Here is an 18,109-nt window from a genome sequence, read left to right on the forward strand (position 1 = left end):
ACTTGTTACCCTCAGTGGATCAGTCCGTTATGATCTTCCGAGGAAATCCCCCGCATGAGTGAATTTGATACAGATCTGGAAGGGTCTGCACTCGCCCCTGTTCGAGAGCTGTCCAAACCGCAACGACGTGTTTTAGGTACGCTGGTTGAAAAGGCGTTTACCGTCCCAGAAAGCTATCCAATGACCCTGAAAGGGCTTACCGTTGGATGCAATCAAAAAAGCAATCGTGATCCGGTGACAAATTACACGGAGGATGGGGTCTTCGATGCGCTAGAAGAACTTCGCAAAATCGGACTCGTCGCTGAAGTGCGGTCAGATTCGAGCCGCACCGAACGATATCGCCATTACACGCGGAAACGTTTCCCGTTCACAGAACCACAACTTGCGATCATGACAGAACTTCTGTTACGTGGCCGCCAACAGCTTGGGGAACTGCGGGCACGTGCCAGCCGGATGGTTCCGATTGAGAGCCTCGATCAACTTCGGTCGGAGATCGAAAGCCTGATCTCGCAGAATTACGTGCGAGCCGACGGTTCCCTGGAACGCCGCGGCGTCGAGGTAGATCACAACTTCTATCTGGCATCCGAGAATGTCCAGATGACTCCCCGATCTAACTCGGAAGCTGCCACGGAGAAGACTTCTGAGCGCGTGACAAGTCACGCTGTTTCAGAGACCTCACAGCGTCAAATTGAAGCGCTCACAGAAAATCAACAACTTCTGCAGGCAGAAATCCATGAGTTACGGGGGGAACTTGAAGAACTCAAGGACAGCCTCGCGCAACTGAAGCAAAGTCTGGGAGCCTGACCTACTCCAATTAGTTTCTCATTCGATTTTGTGACGGTGGACATGCCTGATCTGTCTAGTTCACCGTCACTTCTTAATTTATACAGTGCGATGAGCAGAATTCTCGGAGAACTTTGCACTTTCGATTCAGATCCGCATTAATATGGTGATTCCCATCTCTGCACGTTTTTCTCGTCAGTGATTTCGTTGGACTGGATGCGATGAAAATTGGACACTCGAATCTGATGCTCCGTCGCCCGCTGTCTCTCTGGGTAGGAATGATCCTACTTCCACTGATCGCAGGCAGCGTTGGATTTTGCCAAGCCCCAGACGAATCGCCGCCCCCAGAGATTGAAGCGTCAGAGGCTGCAGAGACCGAGGTCATCGAACTCAATGTCGATGACCCCCAGTTATTTTCGAGATCGCTGAGTTTCATTACCGACCGAGAGCTCGACCGAATCTTTCAGGGGATCCAGAAAGCTGCGATCAAAAAAGACTGGCCTACGATTTGTGATCGCCTCGTCACGCTCCAGAAGGAAAGCCCCAACACTCTGGTGAATGTGGGTGGAGTGATCTCAACTGTCGCTGTCGCGGCCGAACATCAACTCCGTTTGCTCCCTCCCGAAGCACTGGAGACATATCGGCGATTAATCAACGCGACCGCGAACGAGCAACTCAAAGCTGCCATTTTGCAGAACGATCTTGAGGCATTGAAAACAGTCGCCCGGCAGTACAGGCTCACTCCTGCGGCCGACGAAGCGCATCGACTGATCATCCGCAGTTTGATCGATATTGGGATGCTGGAAGATGCAGCGATCATCTCGCTCCGATCTCCTGAATTGTCCAATCTCCAGTACGTCGCAGACTTCCTGAAAAATCAGGAGGCACAGCGATCTCTTTCCCAGACACTTCAAAAACCTCCTGCGTTTCTGTCCGAAACTTTCCCGTCACCGAAGCCAACTTGGGAACTGAAGATTGAGAACGCTCCTGAGGTCATTAACTCTCTGAGTTCCACCTACACCGAACTGCGTTACTACGGGCTCACTCCCTACCCGGCATATTCACTGACGGCGTCGAAGAATCATTCTGTGCTCGGAGGGGCGTCTCATCGAGTCGCGTTCAATCAAACGTCCGGAGAGATCGCATGGCAGCGGGAAATCCCCGGCTATACAGCACACTGGCTGAGAGACCCCGGGGACCTTGGAGACCGGAACCGACGCAGGATGTTTGCCATATCGGTCGCCCGTAGAACGTTCGATGAATCAGCAACATCTCGAAGTACTTCCGATGGAAAACACCTCTACTTCGTTGAGACCATCGAAAATCTCGACCCGTTGCTCAAGCCAGACGAATCGGGAGAAGACTCGGTCGAGGGGGAGCAATTTCCAGCGAATCGCCTCGTCTGCGTCTCCGCGACAACAGGGGAAGTTGTCTGGACGTTTGATGGCGAACCTGCTGGCAAGAACTTCTTTGCCGGTCCGCCGACCATCTTTGGAAATTACCTGTACGCGTTAGGGGAGTCTAAGACAACCAATGCGATGACGCTCTTCACTCTAGATTCGCAGAGTGGATCGTTGAAAGAAGCATTGGAACTCGCTTCACCGCTTCTTTCACTCTCCAGCGATGAACGCCGTCATGGACGATCAGGTACCATCGAATTTTACGATGGTCGTCTGCTCTGCGCGACCGCCGCCGGTGCGCTGGTCTGTGTCGATCCACTCTTCGGCGAGCTTGCCTGGGCAATTCGATTGCCGAGAAAAGATGCCCTTCATGGGAATATGAACTGGACTCGAGCAGAGATTAAAGCAACCGGATTCGCAGATTGGGATAGCTGGCAGGAAATTCAGCTCATTCAGGCGGGCCGCCACATTATCTTTGTGACCCCAGAATCCGACTTCCTGTACTGTGTGGACCCTCAAACAGGGAGGATCGTTTGGCAACAGCCACGCGGCAACGCACTCTGCATTGCGAGTGCTTCCGCTGAAACAGGTGTTTTGCTGATCGAGAAAACCCGGGCTCGTAACATTGATCTCAAGAGCGGAGCACTTCTCTGGGAATCCCCAATCCCCCAATCCGCCGGTCGAGGAGTGTCTACGGACATTGCCTATCTTTACCCAATCTACGAAACAGATTTTGCGAGAGTCGACCTGAAAACAGGAGCTGTCAGCACATCGTTCCAATCGAGTGTTTCCGGGGACCAATCCGATCGAGTCCTTCCGAGAAAGATGCAACCTCGACAGTTGTTGATCAGCGATGGAACACTCTTCGAAGTGACTCCCACTCACGTCCGCAAGCTGCAGTCGCCGTTGCATGCCAACGAGGATTCTCAGTTCGCCAGCGTGAGCCAGGAGATTGTGAACCGAATTGAAAGTGGGAACTGGCTCTCGTCATTAGGAGAGTTCATGGAACGCTTGAAATCGAGTTCGCAAGCAGACCCTTTATCGACACAGAAACTTCAACTGGCACTCCTCTCGGCAGCGTATGAGCAACTTACCAAACAAACGGATCGGCTCGAGATCGCAGGTCAGATTTCAGAGCACCTCAAGAGTCCTTACGAGCGCGCTGCCTGGCGACAGCGACAGGTGATCTCACGGCTGGGAGAAAAAGACTACGATGGCTTTGTACATCTTTGGCTTGAAACTCCGATCGATGAGCTGAGCGTGTTGCTTCCAGCATCGCGAGAAGATCTGCGTTATCGTCTTGACCGATGGCTGCAATCGCAGGCCGTAGCGCTCTCGAATTCGCTCAGTGCTCCTGAACGCCACAAATTGTCGGAATTCATCAAATCACGAGTGATGGCAGTCACCGAGAAATCTGTCGAGGAACAGGATCACATCTCCCGCTGCCTTGGCGTAACGCCATGGGGCGATGAGTTCCAACTTCGCAGCGGACGTCAAATATCAACTCTTCCAGAATGGGTCGACGCCCAGCTACGTTGGATTTCGATTTCTCAGAATCCTGATCAGAATGTCAGCTCAATCGCCGTCTCTCGTCTCGTACATCATTACGTTCAACGTGAGCAGTGGCGTGATGCACTGGAATGGCTACGACGTCTCAAGAGTTATCCTTCGGACTTGAATGTGGACGGAGCAACAATCGGCTCGCTCGTCAACGAGTATGAGTCCTTGATCGACAAGCAACTTACAGAGACCGCAGAGTTCGCTCCCTGGCAGAACAACATTCCATCGGCGGAAGTGAAATCCACACGTAGAGAGATTATTCAAGTCATGCCGGCCTCTGTCATTGCTCCGTTTGGTGGCATGATGTCGAACATGTCAATCGAGGTCGACTACCCGTCGCGTCAGGGCCTCCGGTTTCTATCGGCAGACGTTTCTCGGCCTTGGGTTCGCAAGCTCCCTTCGTTAACCAGAAACCTGCTTCAGGACTATGGGACCGAGCAGATTTGGGGGTTCGGGCAGTTCTGTCTATTCCAGACTGGAGACGATCTCTACGGCATTACTCCACTCAATCAAAAAGATTCCAGAATCAGCCAGCAGATTTGGGCATCGTCGCAGATGGGGGCAGATTCACAGAACAACTTTGAAAATTTGTTGCCGGTAACTGAAGGAGTTGCCTCGATTCGCAGGCCTGGATTCGAACGGGTCACAACACCGACGCTGAGCGAATTTGGACACAACGTAGGGACTGTCGGGCCGGTCCTGCCGACGTACTTCTGTGTCCAGAAGTACGGAATGCTGGTCGCAATCGAAACAGCAACTGGAAACGAACTTTGGCGGCGATATGACCTCCCGATGTTCGCACAGTGCTTCGGAAACGAAACTCATCTGATCCTCGCGGCAGCGGGGCAACCACACCTGAATATCTATTCCGCGATGACCGGAGAATTCGTGAAGAGTCTCTCGTGGAATTACTCAGTCGACGACGTGATCGTGAGCCTTGGGACGACGCTCATTACCGTACGTGGCGATGGACGGACTCTTATCGCATCTGAAGAAGAGGAAGAAGAAGCTGGGGACGCCAATGAAGAAGCTGGTCCAACTGAGGAACAGCCAACTGAAGAACAGCCAGCTGAGGCAACGCCAACGGACGCAAAGCCGGTTGAGGAGAACAAAGAAAATCCCCAGCCTGCACCACCGCATCGAGATGCCACTCAACCCGAACTCTCTCCGTTAGAGCTGGAGTCGCTGAACGGGACGACGGGAGAACGTCACTGGAAGAAATCGTTCGCACCAGGGTCGATTCCATTTGAGCTCGATTCGAAATGGCTTGGAATGCTCTCGCCGGGAGGAGCTGTCGAGTTCGTGGACCTCAGCAGCGGAAACACGATTCAGGTCTACACCCTCAATCCGAATCAGTCGATCCAGAAGATTGCATGCAGCGTCTCAACGGATGACTTTCTCGTCGTCTTTTCTTCGATCTCGTCCCGTGAAGATGACTTCTTTTCCAGTTCGCCCATCCCTTCCGGGTATCGTCGACCGATCGTTCAGGGGACAATGGTTTGTTTCAGTCGAGAAACTGGCACTGTTCTCTGGAAGGAAGAACTCGGGGAATCCACATTCCGACTGGACCAGCCTGTCGATGTCCCGGTGTTTGTTGTCGTGAGTAAAGGGGTGCCAAAGGTAGAAACGTTCCGACGGAATTCGACGACTATCGAACCTGTTCCCGAAGATCCACCGGTTGAGGTTCCCCCTGTCGATGAGAATCCTGAGAATTCAGCTCCCAGCGAGCCATCTCCCGAAACTCCTCCTACTCGGACAGAACCTGAAATCATACCGGAAAGCGAGAACTCTCCGAAACAGGCGACTGAAGACACTGAAGACGAAGAAGCTGATGAAGAGGACGAAGACGATGGGACATGGACTTACGAGACTTTTCATCCGGTCATTCGCTGTTATTGTCGCCGCACAGGGAAACTGATCGGCCAAATCGATGGAGAAGTTTTTTTTGGCTACTCAGTGTCAGGCGAACGAAAGTTCCAGAAGGTGAAACTCATCTCGTCGAAATCTCGCCTGGAAATTGATTTTGCGAGGGCGGCTCAGGAACCAGATGCGGCTCCCGCCGACGGTTCGAACGCTCCTGCTCCCCCAAAATAATGATGGACCGCTCGTTACTCGAAACAGATCTCGAGAACATTCAGACGGAAGCTGACTTGATTCATGTTGAATTTGATTTTCGGTACTCCCCGACTGCTCATCACGCTCTGCGTTGTGATTCTGTTCGAAGGTTCTCTGTTTGCGCAGCAAGACCTTCCATTTCCATTTCCCACCCAGCTTCCGGCCCCGCAAACTCCGGTTCCCGCTGCTCAGGAAACGCCACCTGCAACTCCTGCGACTCCACCGCCAGCGGTGGAGACTCCGTCTGCGAACTCAGCTGAAGCGCAGGCTGCTAGCCAGGTCACAGCCAAAAGCCTTGATGATCTGAAGAAATCTGTCGAAGGAGCGACGGACCTCAGTGATGAACTGAAAAAATCCACTCTCGAAATCATTGAACAAGCTCGCGCAGAGCTGAATCAGGAAAGCGAAAATGTCCTCAACCTGAAAAGCTGGCAACAGCTGACCAGCGAAATTGAAGCAGCCCGTCAGAAGGCCCAGGCCGACATCACCAATTCATTGCGAGAAAAGCCTCAACGCTTTCTCGATCTGGACACACTTCCAAAACTCGAGCAGGCTCTGGCCAGTAAACAGCAGGAACTGGTTCATGCTCAAAACGAACTCTCTCAGACCGACAAGCGAATCGCTGACCGCACTGCCCGACAGAAGGCGATTAAGGATCGCTTGGCTCTGATTCCGGGTGAAGTCGATGCACTCAACGCCGAGCTTACAAAGCTAGCTGTTGAAACGGAAAATCCTCTCAACGTCAACGCCCGCCGACTGCGCGTCCTTGCTCACCTGAAAAAGCTGGCGAGTGAACCGGCAGCTTTGCAGGCTGAGGCGGCTTATCGAACCGCTCAGGAGGCTGCAAACCTCATTCAGCTTGCCAAGCAGGACTGGACCGCAAAAGTCGCACGACTCAAAGAAGAAGTCACGACATTGCAGCGGGATGTCCTCCGTAAAAAGAGCTCAGAAGCAAAGGACAGAGCGTCCGTTGCAAAGGGAGATGCGGAATCAACCGACATCCCCGAGATCAAGGAAATCTATCTTGAAAACGTGAATCTGGTTGAGCAGGAAATCTCCTATCGAGAAAAGGAGAAGAGGCTTAACGAAGAGTTCGCCCGATCGAAGGTGACCACCGATGCAATTAACGACAAACGGAAAGACCTTGAAAACCGTAAGCTAAAAATCGGGAACAGCAAGTCCTTTGGAATCCGTCTTCAGAAGGAGCGTCGGTTCCTTCCGGACATCAAGAACGTGCAGAATGAAATTGCCGAGCGGGGTCCTGAATATCAGGATGCCCAGATCAATCTCAGTGAAATTGCCTCACAGATTTCCATGCTTGGAAATCTTGAAACCCGGATTACAGACACTGCTCGGCGTATTTCCAGTAGGCTCATTACCGATGAAGATTCGGACGAACGCCGGGATCTGGAATGGCAAATCACCAATCAGGTTCGAAACGCATTCTCTCAACAACAGAAGTATCTAACGGAACTTCAGGCAGCCAACGACGGCTACATCAACGCTCTCGATGAGTTGCACACTCAGGAGAACCTCCTGATCACTGCGACTCAGGAGTTCCAGAACTTCATCAATCAGAACATTCTCTGGGTGCCGACAAACAGTGTCCTGACTTTCCAGGCGATCCTGAACGACCATGCAGGTTTCGAACAACTCTTTTCACTCTCGAGTCTGGATGTCATCAGGAAACGGTATCGTCGCGACGCATTGGACCACATTGGCACCTATGCACTGGCTGGCTTCATCTGGCTGGGAATCGTGTTCACGATCAAGCGGCAACGCACTGCAATCCGGACGAATGGTCAAAAGGCAAGCAGTCGTCTGAACACATCGATGACCCCCACATGGACAGCATTATTCTGGACATTCGTGAAATCGTTGCTGATTCCATTCCCGCTCCTGTTTCTTAGCTGGCGAGGACTGAACTTCAGCGGTGAAGTTCAGCTAATTGCACGGTTTTTCTACATCCTGTCGATCTGGATCTGGTGGCTGGAATTCGTCATCAACACCTGCCGCGACCGTGGCCTCGGTGTCGCCCATTTCCAATGGCCGGAGCGGGTCAATCGGGTGATTGTTCGACAACTCTCAACATTCGTCACACTCTCAACGCCGATCATTTTCGCTGTGGCGATCATGAAATTCCGAACCGGTGAAGGGGAGTCCCTGCCGCTGGAACGAGTTTTCAGCATCATTTTCCTGCTGCTTCTTGCAAACTGTTTGCACTGGCTGACATCTCGTCAGAGCGGGATTCTCAAGGAGTGGATCGCGTCACATCCCGGAGGATGGTTAGATCGACTGGCTGGCCTCTGGAATCTCATTGGCGTCAGTCTTCCGCTCTTTCTCGCGGGCCTCACAATCTTTGGTTACTCGTACGCATCCGGGCAGCTTTCCATCCGTTTGGCACAATCGATCATGGCGGTCTTCTTCGCCATTTTCGCCAAGGACTTGTGCGTCCGTTGGTTGACCCTACGGCAGCGACGACTGGCAATCGAGCATGCACGCGAAGTTCGTGCTGCTCTCGCAGAAGCCGAAAAAAATCAGGATGACGGGTTACCGCCCGCGAAATCACCCCCTCCACAGGAAGTGCGTACGAATCTTGTCGAAGTGAGCATGCAGACACGAAGGCTGCTGAACACAACGATTGTCGTGCTGCTCGCGACCTCCATGTGGTTCATCTGGATCGATGTCCTCCCCGCGCTGCAGAGGCTCGACGATGTACGCATCCCGTTACTTGGGCTATCGCTGGCTCGCGTGTTGATTGCGGGCGTATCGATCGTCATTTTCACGACGTTATGCCGCAATATTCCGGGTCTTCTGGAGATGTTGCTGCTGGAACGACTTCCGATCGATCGTTCGGTCCGATACGCGGTGGGAGCGCTGACCAGTTACGCCATCGCTGCGATTGGCATCTACGTCTTTGGCAATTCGCTTGGAATCAAATGGGAGAACGTCCAATGGTTGGCGGCGGCGTTGACGTTTGGTCTCGGTTTCGGGCTTCAAGAGATCTTCGCCAACTTCATCTCTGGATTGATCATTCTCTTCGAGCAGCCAGTTCGCGTCGGGGACGTTGTCACGATCGATCAGGTGACCGGTTCGGTCAGCAGAATTCAGATTCGTTCAACGACCATCGTGGACTGGGACTGCAAGGAATACATTGTTCCCAATAAGGACATCATTACCGGACGACTGCTGAACTGGACGCTGTCCAATACAACAAATCGCCTCACATTTAACGTGAAAGTCCCTCATGGGACCGACCCTTTGCTGGTCCGTGAAATGCTCCTGCAGATTGCGAAAACTCAGCCACACGTCATGGCCGATCCATCGCCTGTCGTCGCATTCGACAACTTCACCGAGAATGGACTGAACTTTGTGATTCGTCTCTACCTGCCGACAATGGAGTTTCGAACAGACACCATCCATCAAATGCACGTGAGAATTCTTCAGGAATTCGCTGCTGCCAAGATCGAAATTCCTTACCCACATCGAGAGCTTCGCATCATTCCTGGAAAAGTGGCCGTTCCCCCTGAGCTGACAACAGCCGTCGTGGCACCGCTCCCTCCAGCGCCCGTCGACAACGGTGCTCCGGCCCCGGCCACACCCAATACGACAGCACCGGCACACTCCAACATTTGAAAAATTTCTCATCCCGTTCGCCGGCAGCATCAGAAAGTACGACATGAACCGGCTTCCACTCCAATTTCAGTTCTGGTGTTTCGCCGTTTTCGGTTTCTGCATTTCGTCTTCGATACTGCAGGGGAACGATGTCGCACTGAAGACTCCGTTACATACTTTCGCCGGGGAGTTCCTCGATGTTGTCCCGGGAACAAGAGAGTTTCCTGCAACGATCTTCGTCGGCTCCAACAGAACCCCTTCGGAACAACCCGTTCACGAAGTCACCTTCAATCGACCTTTTCGCATCTCGAAATTCGAAGTCTGGCAGGACCTATACGAATCGGTGATGAAGAAGAACCCAAGTCGCTGGAAGGGTTCCCGAAACTCGGTCGAACAGATCAGTTGGCACGAGGCGGTGGAATTTTGTCGACTCGCAACGATGGAGATGCGTCGTTTGCAGCTCATCGCAGAGGACGAAGAAGTACGACTCCCGACAGAGTTCGAATGGGAGTACTGCTGCCGGGCGGGGACGTCCACACCGTACAGTTTTGGAGATGAGGCTCAAAATCCGGGTGAGAAACTTCCCGTCGCTTCCATACTGAACGAGTATGCCTGGCATACCGGGAACGCTGCCGGGAACGATCCTGCTGTCGGCGTTCTTAAGCCCAATCCATGGGGCCTGTTCGATATGCATGGATATCTGTGGGAATACTGCTCCGACCCTTGGAGTTCGAATTATGAAAAGGTCACTTCCCAGCAGCCTGACTCCCTGGCGAGAAGGTGCGTTCTTCGCGGTGGATCCTGGAAAGATCCGGCAGATCGATTGACCTCAACATATCGCATCCCATGGAACAAAACAGATCGAAGTGATGCCGTTGGATTTCGGTGCGTCATCAGTAAAGTGGCCGTAAATGAATAGATATGAAGACGATGACCTGGACGACGACTATCCGGAAGATAGCGAGGATCACGGAACGATCCCTTGTCCGTCCTGCGGGGCAGATATTTACGAAGATGCCCCGCAATGTCCGATCTGTGGAGAGTACGTCACATCGACTTCTCGTTCAGCTTGGGATGGTAAACCTCTCTGGTATATCATCATTGGGCTGGCTGGAATATTTGCCGTAATTGGAAGCATGTTCATCGTGATCTAGCCCCTGTCTCAGGTGTATGTGGCGGCGAATGGTGGCAAAAACTCATTCAATCGCCGCGTTTATCGCCGACGGAATGCCGCACTCTCGCAAGAGTCGCACTTGCAAGAGTCTCATCAACAATCTTCATTACGGAGTCGATCTATAAAGCAAACAAAGTTTGCTTCCCCTCATTCGCTACGACATCCACCTGCGTCACTAATTCGACTCAGTCGCTCCCAATCAATGTCGTTGCTATGATCGGCAATTCACCCTCGGCATTCATCAAGTTCACCCTGCATGTCGCACTCGATTTATCACTCACTCCTGCTTCCTGACCTGCTTGTCATGCTCCAAGAGAATGACGAAGCGGGGTTGCGGGAATTTTGTGAGGCATTGCATTCGGGAGTTGCCGCGGAAGTCCTTGAAGGCCTCGAACCAGAGCAGGCATGGAAGGTCCTTTCCCACTGTCCGCCACAACGTGAAGCGGAAATTTTCTCCTTCTTTTCGCTGCCAGCGCAGGTCGGGCTCGTAGATATTATTCCCGCGGAACAACTCTCTCGAATCATCGAAGAGATGTCGGCCGACGACCGCGTCGATTTACTGGAACGGATGGACCCGGAGCACGTCGAGCATTTGCTGCGATTCGTCGCGCAAGCTGAGCGGGCAGACATTCGCAAGCTACTCTCCTATCCGGAGGGGAGCGCTGGCTCGATCATGACAACCGAGTACGCGTGGCTCCCTTCGGATGTCACGGTACAGGAAGCCCTCGAACGACTCAGGCTGCAAGCCCCGAGCCGCGAAACGATCTATTACATCTACGTTACTGATGAATCGCGTCACTTGATCGGGTTTGTTTCGCTCGGAACACTGATTCAGGCGAAGCCGTCCGCCAAAGTGGGCGACGTCATGCAACGTGACGTCATCTCATTCAGGGTGGATGACGATCAGGAAATGGTCGCGAACGAAATCGCCCATTACGGATTTATCGCCATCCCGGTCGTCGATCACCAAAATCGCCTCGTGGGAATCGTCACCTATGACGACGCAGCGGAGGTCATTCAGGAAGAAGCAACAGAAGACGCCTATCTCGCAGGGGGGATGACACCTCTAGAAGATAGCTACGTCGACACTCCTTTCTTCGAATTGGCCTGGAAACGGGGGATGTGGCTCGTCATTTTGCTGGGTGCAGCCTCTCTCACTGCACAAGTGCTCAATTTCTTTGAGCACCAGGACGAGATGAACTGGATGGTTCTCTTTCTTCCTATGGTACTTGCCAGTGGCGGAAACGCCGGATCTCAATCTGCGACACTCATGATCCGGGCACTGGCCCTCAATGAGACTAATGGCCGCGTTCAATGGATCGCGTGGCGGGAAACCCGAATTGGCGCACTACTAGGTCTGGTGCTGGCATTCGCCTCCCTGATTGTCGCCCTGTTCATGGTCGGCCCTCCGGCAGCCTATGTCGTGAGCCTCACCATTTTTCTCGTCGTCACATCAGGGACAATTCTAGGGGCAATGCTCCCGTTGCTGCTCAAGCGAGTTGGCCTCGACCCCGCGTTCATGTCGAATCCACTGATCGCATCACTCAGCGATATGCTCGGGGTCCTCCTCTATTACAACGCTGCCCGCATGATGGTCGGTCTGTTCCAGAACTGATCAGACAGATTCCTGAAGAGCAAGCTCATTGCCGCCCCATGGTCTGCGCACCGCGTCGACAGAGCAGCGCGCCAGAGTGCGATCTTGGTTTCATGATTTGCCTCCCTTTTTTCCTGATTCTTTCACCAAATCTCGAAAAACGTCAAAGAATCAACGAAGATTCAGGTGCTCACCGCGAGTAAAGGAATTGGACAACCCCGTCCATCAATTTCCTAGTATCACCTCACCACTTCAACGGTACGTGGATCGTTCGATCCAAGCAGCGGAGATAACTTTATGGAACTTCGTAAAAGAGTTTGGCCTCATCTTTGTCTCGCCGGACTTTTGACACTCTCAGCCGCAGATATCTCCTTTGCTCAAGGAGGACGTAACAAGCAGCCTAATGTGAAAACACTTGATAACGCTGCAGAGAAGGCTCAGAGTGAGTACCTGAAAAATCTCGCTGACCTCGCTGGCCAATATGAAGAAGCTGGGGACATCACCAAAGCGAGCGAAATGCTCAAAGGCATCCTGAAAGTCAAACCAGACATCGAACAAGTCAAGAACAAGCTGAAGATGTTCGATGAGGCAGTCTTCAAAGAAAACGTGCAGATGGTCGATCTCGATCCCGGTGCTGGCTGGATGCCGGTCGGAGTCATGGTGGCCAAAGACAAACCGATTCGTATCGAAGCGGAAGGAAATTTCAAATTCACCCTCAGCGATTCCCTCACCCCCAATGGATACCAGAAGGGTGACCTGATCCACGGTGTTCAGGAAGGAATTCCTTATGGTGGATTGATGGGAGTTGTCGGCAAAGCGGGCGACACATCCAAAGGCCAGAAAGATCCCAAAGATCTTCCGACGCCCATCTTTGTTGGCACTCAGAAAGAATTTGTGCCGACCGAGAGCGGACCGCTCTTATTGCGGGTCAATCTCCCAGCAGGGGCCAAGTGCACCGGAAAGATCAAAGTCCGCATCTCAGGAAACATCGCTCCGTTCTCACGGTAGTCTGCGGCTGAGCGGTGCTCGTGGGGCAGCCTCACCCACGCGAGATGATGCGATAGCGTTGAGCCTCAAACAAAAAACAGGCAGTGAATGTGAGTATGCCGCTCACATTCACTGCCTGTTGGAGAGGTCCCGCAAAAGACCTATTCTCAATGATTCATTCGCTTCAACTACGCGAGTTCGAAGCGGCCGTCCTGAAATTCTCTGAGCCCAGGACCGACACTATCAGGGGGACCAGCATGCAGCTGAAGCTTCACAGACTGCCCCATAATGAGTCCTTCAACAGTCAGCAATGACAGGTCTGAACAGGCGTCATAGCAAGCATGACTGCTCGGAAAAGCATTCCAGTACATCGCCTGGACGCTCTCGAATTCGTTGGTCAGCCCTTTCAGGTCAAACCGGAAGTTGACAGGGCGCATCTCTCCATCGCCTGGACCGCCAACAATCTCGAGCTCACCCAAAAAGAAGGCAATCTCCCACGAGTTGTCGACATTGATACATTCGTAACCGACGCGGGCAACACCACTGAAGGGTTCAAACCGCTGTGATAAACGGTCAGCGAACTCAATCAACCACGCAGGGAGCTGCGGCTTCACTGATCGTCGACCTTCCTGTTTCTCCAGTTTTCGAACGAGATGTCGAATTGCCAGATGAGAATGACTCAACCCTGTTTCCCCTTAGTCAATTGAACCGCATTAAACCTGCGGTCCTCGGCTCTGCTTGGCCGCGCGCCCCTGCGCCTCTTCCACATTGTCTCTTGCATTGAGTGTGGCGGAATGTCCTGGCTGCGATTCCTCCGCACCTTTGATATCGGGGAGTTACAAACTGGAATTCGATTGATTCTGCTCCATTCCGCGACGAACGCCGTGCTTACGTCTCAGGGCGCGGAACATTCCGGACGTGACGAACTCCAGCACCTGTCCGCGCCGGATTCTTCATAAGCAGCAATTCTGAGTCATGATTCTGCGAAAGTTGGGTTATGCCGAATACTCCACTAAAACATCCCATTCGATCAGAAAAAGGGCTCCAGAAAGAACGGAAATGGAGTTGGTCGCCACCGCCTAAGGGTCAATTCACAAACACTTTCAAGAATTCTGACAATTTTGGATTCTCCAAAAGAAAATCGGAGAGAGAACCTGCCTTCGCAGCGTTCTCCCCCCGATTGTTAACCCACTCTTAATTGTCAGGATTTACTCGTGCGAGCTTCCTTCCTTGTGATCCCCATCTGGTCCTTCGATTGCCTTGCTTTCAGCATGCCCTGATTTTCCGAACAGTAATGAGGCGACGACTCCGGATGTCAGAATCAGAGCAATAATCCCCAGCGACACTCGATTATCCATCTTATACGTCTGGGACAACAGCATCTTGACCCCGACGAATAGCAGCAGAACGATCAGTGCGTATTTGAGGTATTCGAATTTGCCCATCATTCCAGCTAAGGCAAAGTACAGCGAACGAAGTCCGAGGATTGCAAAGATGTTCGATGTGAACACGATGAACGGGTCTTTCGTCACAGCGAAAACGGCTGGGATCGAATCAACAGCGAACATCACATCAGACGTCTCAATCAAAACGAGCGCGACAAGCATGGGAGTCGCGTACCACTTCCCGTCTTTCTGCAGGAAAAAACGTCGTCCATTAAACTCTTTTGTCACCGGATAGAAGCGGCGGAAAATCTTCACCACGAAGTTGTTATCGGTGTCAATTTCTTCGTCGCCTCCGAACATCATTTTGATCGCCGTCGCAATCAACAAAATTCCGAAGACGTAGATGGTCCACTCAAAGTGATGCATCATCGCTGCACCACCCCAGATCATCAGACCACGCAGCACCGCTGCCCCGAGAATTCCCCAGAACAGCAACCGATGCTGATGTTCTGCTGGGATACGAAACGCGGTAATGATCAGTGCGATCACAAAAATATTGTCGAGAGAAAGCGAATACTCGATGAGATACCCCGTGAGGTAGTCCGTCGCTGCACTCCATCCTGTCGTTTCCTTCCCATCGAAAGTGACGTGTGCCCCTTCGTAGAGGAAATAGACAACGACATTGAACAACAGCGATACGAAGACCCAGACCCCCGTCCAGAACAACGCAGACTTCACAGTGATCGCATGCGATTTACGATGAAGTACGTTTAAGTCGAGGTAAATCAGAAATGCAATAACACACACAAACGCTGCGTAAATCGACGGAGACATGAATCACTTCTCGAAAATCGTGGGTTGTCGGAGCAATACTCCGAGAAATAATGGCATTCCCTGACGGCATCAAACCAATCACGAAAAACTTCGCACATCACTCTCGAGTCATGCCGTCCGGACATGGTAAGGGAACAGAAAAGCATCAGGCAATCTCACCTTGCAGGATGATTGCATGATTCTAAAAGGGAGCTGAGCAAACTCACTCAGGCTGATTGACTCCCCTCAGACAATCTGAAGTCCGCACTTTATATTAAAAACGAATGCACTCGCATCGCTATCTGCAACGGAATGCTGACTCAATTCGCCTCCAGCGGCATCCGCTGGAATCGAGAGCAAACGGTTTGCCCCGATTCGGAAGATCAGAATTTTCTCAACTTTCCCAGATTTTGGTAAAAACACTCTCGTCGCATCAACCTGAGCAATTCTGTCATCATCCATTCGCAGCAGACCACAACTACCCTCTATGATAGAGGTCAATTGTTCTGCGAAAGCGAAGTCACTGACGAGTCGTCTCTGAACTTCCGGGCAGAATCATTTCCTCTCCGCCAAATCGATCATTCCGGAACGCTGAGAGGCAGCATCAACGACATTGAGAACATCATGACGGACGAACCTGTCGCACAGGTAGAACTCAACACTCTTGAAGAAGCCATCCGACATCTTCAGGCTGGCAAGATGATTGTTGTGCTCGATGCTCAGGAGCGTGAGGACGAAGGGGACCTCGTCTGTGCGGCCGAAGCAGTCACTCCTGAGATGATCAACTTCATGCTCCGCAGGGGAGCAGGGGTCCTTTGTGCTCCGATGACTCAGGAAGTCGCTGACCGACTCCAGATTTCCCCCATCGTCGACCGAGATTCCAACACCTCGATCCACCAGACGCCATTTCTGATTCCAGTTGATCACCGCGACAGCGGAACAGGAGTCAGTTCGCAAGCGCGCACGCTCACACTCCGTTCACTCGCCAATCCAGATAGCAAACCGAAAGATTTCGTGAAGCCGGGGCACATTTCCCCACTTCTCGCTCGTGAAGGGGGAGTCCTCCGACGAGCAGGCCACACGGAAGCGACAATCGACCTGCTTCAGATGGCTGGACTGAAACCGGTCGGATGTCTGATCGAAGTCTGTAGTGAACGTGGCGACGGCATGGCAGACGCCACCGAGCTAAAAGATCTCTGCAGAGAATACGATCTGCCGATCATCTCCATCGCGCAGATCATTCAACACCGCAGACTGAGCGAAAAGCTGATTCGCCGCGAGGCAGAAGTCGTCATCCCGACCGAAGATTATGGCTCACCAACGTTCATTTCCTACAAGGTGACTCATGATGATCAGGAGCCACTGGCCATTGTTTGGGGCGATTTGAAATCAAATCCCGCTCCACTCATCCGTATGCACTCATCTTGCTTTACCGGCGACATTCTCGGGTCACTACGATGCGACTGCGGGGACCAACTCCACATGGCGATGCAAATGATCGTCAACGAAGGAGCCGGTGCCGTCGTGTATCTGCCGCAGGAGGGGCGAGGGATTGGACTCGCAGCCAAGTTGAAAGCGTATCAATTGCAGGATCAGGGTCTCGACACCGTCGAAGCCAATCATCGGCTCGGCTTCAAAGCAGATCTGCGTGATTACATGGTTGGCCTCCAGATTCTCAAAGATCTGGGCCTCTCGCAAATTCGCCTCCTCACGAACAACCCTAAGAAAACCGAAGCGTTTCAGCAGTGGGTCGATTTGAAGGTCGTCGAGCAGATTCCGATCGTTGCGGCACCACACGAGAAGCGATCCAAGTACATGGACACTAAGCGAACGAAGATGGGGCACATTCTCCCACCCTCTTCTCCCGCGCAGTAACATCCGGGCTGTGTCTGGCGAAAAACTGATGGATCGCAAGAATCCTTGATCCGGTGACATTGTTTCCGCGTTATCATGCGGTCATTCCGACGTTGGAACCAGGTCCACATTCGCGTTTTTGTCACTGGAGTCTCCTCAATGAAAGCCTCACTTCTCACTCTGGTATCATGTTATCTGGTTCTTGCGATGTCGATGAACGCGGTCGCGCAGGAGTCGGAAGAGCCGACGTCCGGGGAGCCCATCCCTGTCCAGAAGACCATTCAGGAGTCGACTGAGACGATTGTCGAGAGTTCTGAGAAAGCGATTGAATCATCCCGCGATCAACTCCAGACGATCCAGTCGGAAGTGGACAAAAATGAAACAGCGAAGGAAGTCTCTGCTGGCATCCTGAAGCCGATTTACCTGCTTGCGGAGAAACTCTCTTTTTCCGCGTTTCACTGGTTGGCTTTCGCGTTGATGTTCGCCGGAGTTGTTGGTTTCGCGTTGCAGCTTGTCTTTACAAAACTGTGGCTACTGACTCGCCTCAGCTTGAGCCTGAGCGAACTTCTTTCTGATGCGATGGGACTGGTCATCAGTTCTGTGGGACTGGTCTTAACAACCCAGGCTGCTGCTGAGAACTCTCAATTCACACAGAGCCCTGCAGCAGTAATTTCAGCGTCTTTACTGGGACTGTTTGTCGGCTGGATTCACTACCGCTGGGGACAGGCTCAGGAATTTGACGCTGCGACTGGTCGTTCAAAAGCCAGAACGGGCAAAGCAAGATAGCCTCAGAAAGACAGCGAGAGCTGAAAACTTGAAGCCGCATTTG

At 52.4% G+C, this 18,109-nt stretch carries 11 protein-coding genes; 9 read left to right on the top strand and 2 right to left on the bottom strand.

What is annotated here, in order from left to right:
• Positions 1 to 54: 54 nt before the first annotated feature.
• From SH668x_RS01870 to SH668x_RS01900, 7 genes are all read left to right on the top strand, one after another.
• The gene (locus SH668x_RS01870; RefSeq protein ID WP_437187000.1) at positions 55 to 804 is read left to right on the top strand and encodes a DUF480 domain-containing protein; all 750 of its coding nucleotides are present in this window, start codon (positions 55 to 57) and stop codon (positions 802 to 804) included.
• 200 nt (positions 805 to 1,004) lie between these two features.
• Positions 1,005 to 5,837, top strand: a complete 4,833-nt coding sequence (locus tag SH668x_RS01875) for an outer membrane protein assembly factor BamB family protein (RefSeq protein WP_437187001.1) — start codon at positions 1,005 to 1,007, stop codon at positions 5,835 to 5,837.
• A 63-nt stretch (positions 5,838 to 5,900) separates the two neighbouring features.
• Positions 5,901 to 9,494: a mechanosensitive ion channel domain-containing protein gene (locus SH668x_RS01880; protein ID WP_437187002.1), complete on the top strand. Its 3,594-nt coding sequence runs from the start codon at positions 5,901 to 5,903 to the stop codon at positions 9,492 to 9,494.
• Positions 9,495 to 9,537: 43 nt separating this feature from the next.
• Complete coding sequence (locus SH668x_RS01885) at positions 9,538 to 10,392, top strand: formylglycine-generating enzyme family protein (RefSeq protein ID WP_437187003.1); 855 nt, start codon at positions 9,538 to 9,540, stop codon at positions 10,390 to 10,392.
• Positions 10,385 to 10,627, top strand: coding sequence for a hypothetical protein (locus SH668x_RS01890; protein WP_437187004.1), 243 nt, complete (start codon positions 10,385 to 10,387; stop codon positions 10,625 to 10,627). Before SH668x_RS01885 ends, SH668x_RS01890 begins: the two co-directional genes overlap by 8 nt.
• 276 nt (positions 10,628 to 10,903) lie before the next feature.
• Positions 10,904 to 12,262, top strand: coding sequence for a magnesium transporter (gene mgtE / locus SH668x_RS01895; RefSeq protein ID WP_437187005.1), 1,359 nt, complete (start codon positions 10,904 to 10,906; stop codon positions 12,260 to 12,262).
• A 276-nt stretch (positions 12,263 to 12,538) separates the two neighbouring features.
• The gene (locus SH668x_RS01900; protein ID WP_437187006.1) at positions 12,539 to 13,249 is read left to right on the top strand and encodes a hypothetical protein; all 711 of its coding nucleotides are present in this window, start codon (positions 12,539 to 12,541) and stop codon (positions 13,247 to 13,249) included.
• 167 nt (positions 13,250 to 13,416) lie between these two features.
• Here SH668x_RS01900 and SH668x_RS01905 read toward each other — a convergent pair whose 3' ends face one another.
• Together SH668x_RS01905 and SH668x_RS01910 are read right to left on the bottom strand one after the other, a co-directional pair.
• Positions 13,417 to 13,911 carry a hypothetical protein gene (locus SH668x_RS01905; protein WP_437187007.1) on the bottom strand — a complete coding sequence of 165 codons (495 nt, stop codon included), beginning with the start codon at positions 13,909 to 13,911 and terminating at the stop codon, positions 13,417 to 13,419.
• A gap of 525 nt (positions 13,912 to 14,436) precedes the next feature.
• On the bottom strand, positions 14,437 to 15,447 hold the full coding sequence (locus tag SH668x_RS01910; RefSeq protein ID WP_437187008.1) for a TerC family protein: 1,011 nt from the start codon (positions 15,445 to 15,447) through the stop codon (positions 14,437 to 14,439).
• 603 nt (positions 15,448 to 16,050) lie between these two features.
• On the opposite strand from SH668x_RS01910, the gene ribA reads away from it, so the two are divergent.
• Together ribA and SH668x_RS01920 are read left to right on the top strand one after the other, a co-directional pair.
• Entirely contained in the window at positions 16,051 to 17,301 is a 1,251-nt protein-coding gene (ribA, locus tag SH668x_RS01915) for a GTP cyclohydrolase II (protein WP_437187009.1), read from the top strand.
• Between the two features lie 138 nt (positions 17,302 to 17,439).
• Entirely contained in the window at positions 17,440 to 18,066 is a 627-nt protein-coding gene (locus SH668x_RS01920; RefSeq protein ID WP_437187010.1) for a hypothetical protein, read from the top strand.
• The last annotated feature ends 43 nt before the right edge of the window (positions 18,067 to 18,109 follow it).

Source organism: Planctomicrobium mucosum (genome assembly GCF_051466335.1).
Lineage (GTDB): Bacteria > Planctomycetota > Planctomycetia > Planctomycetales > Planctomycetaceae > Planctomicrobium.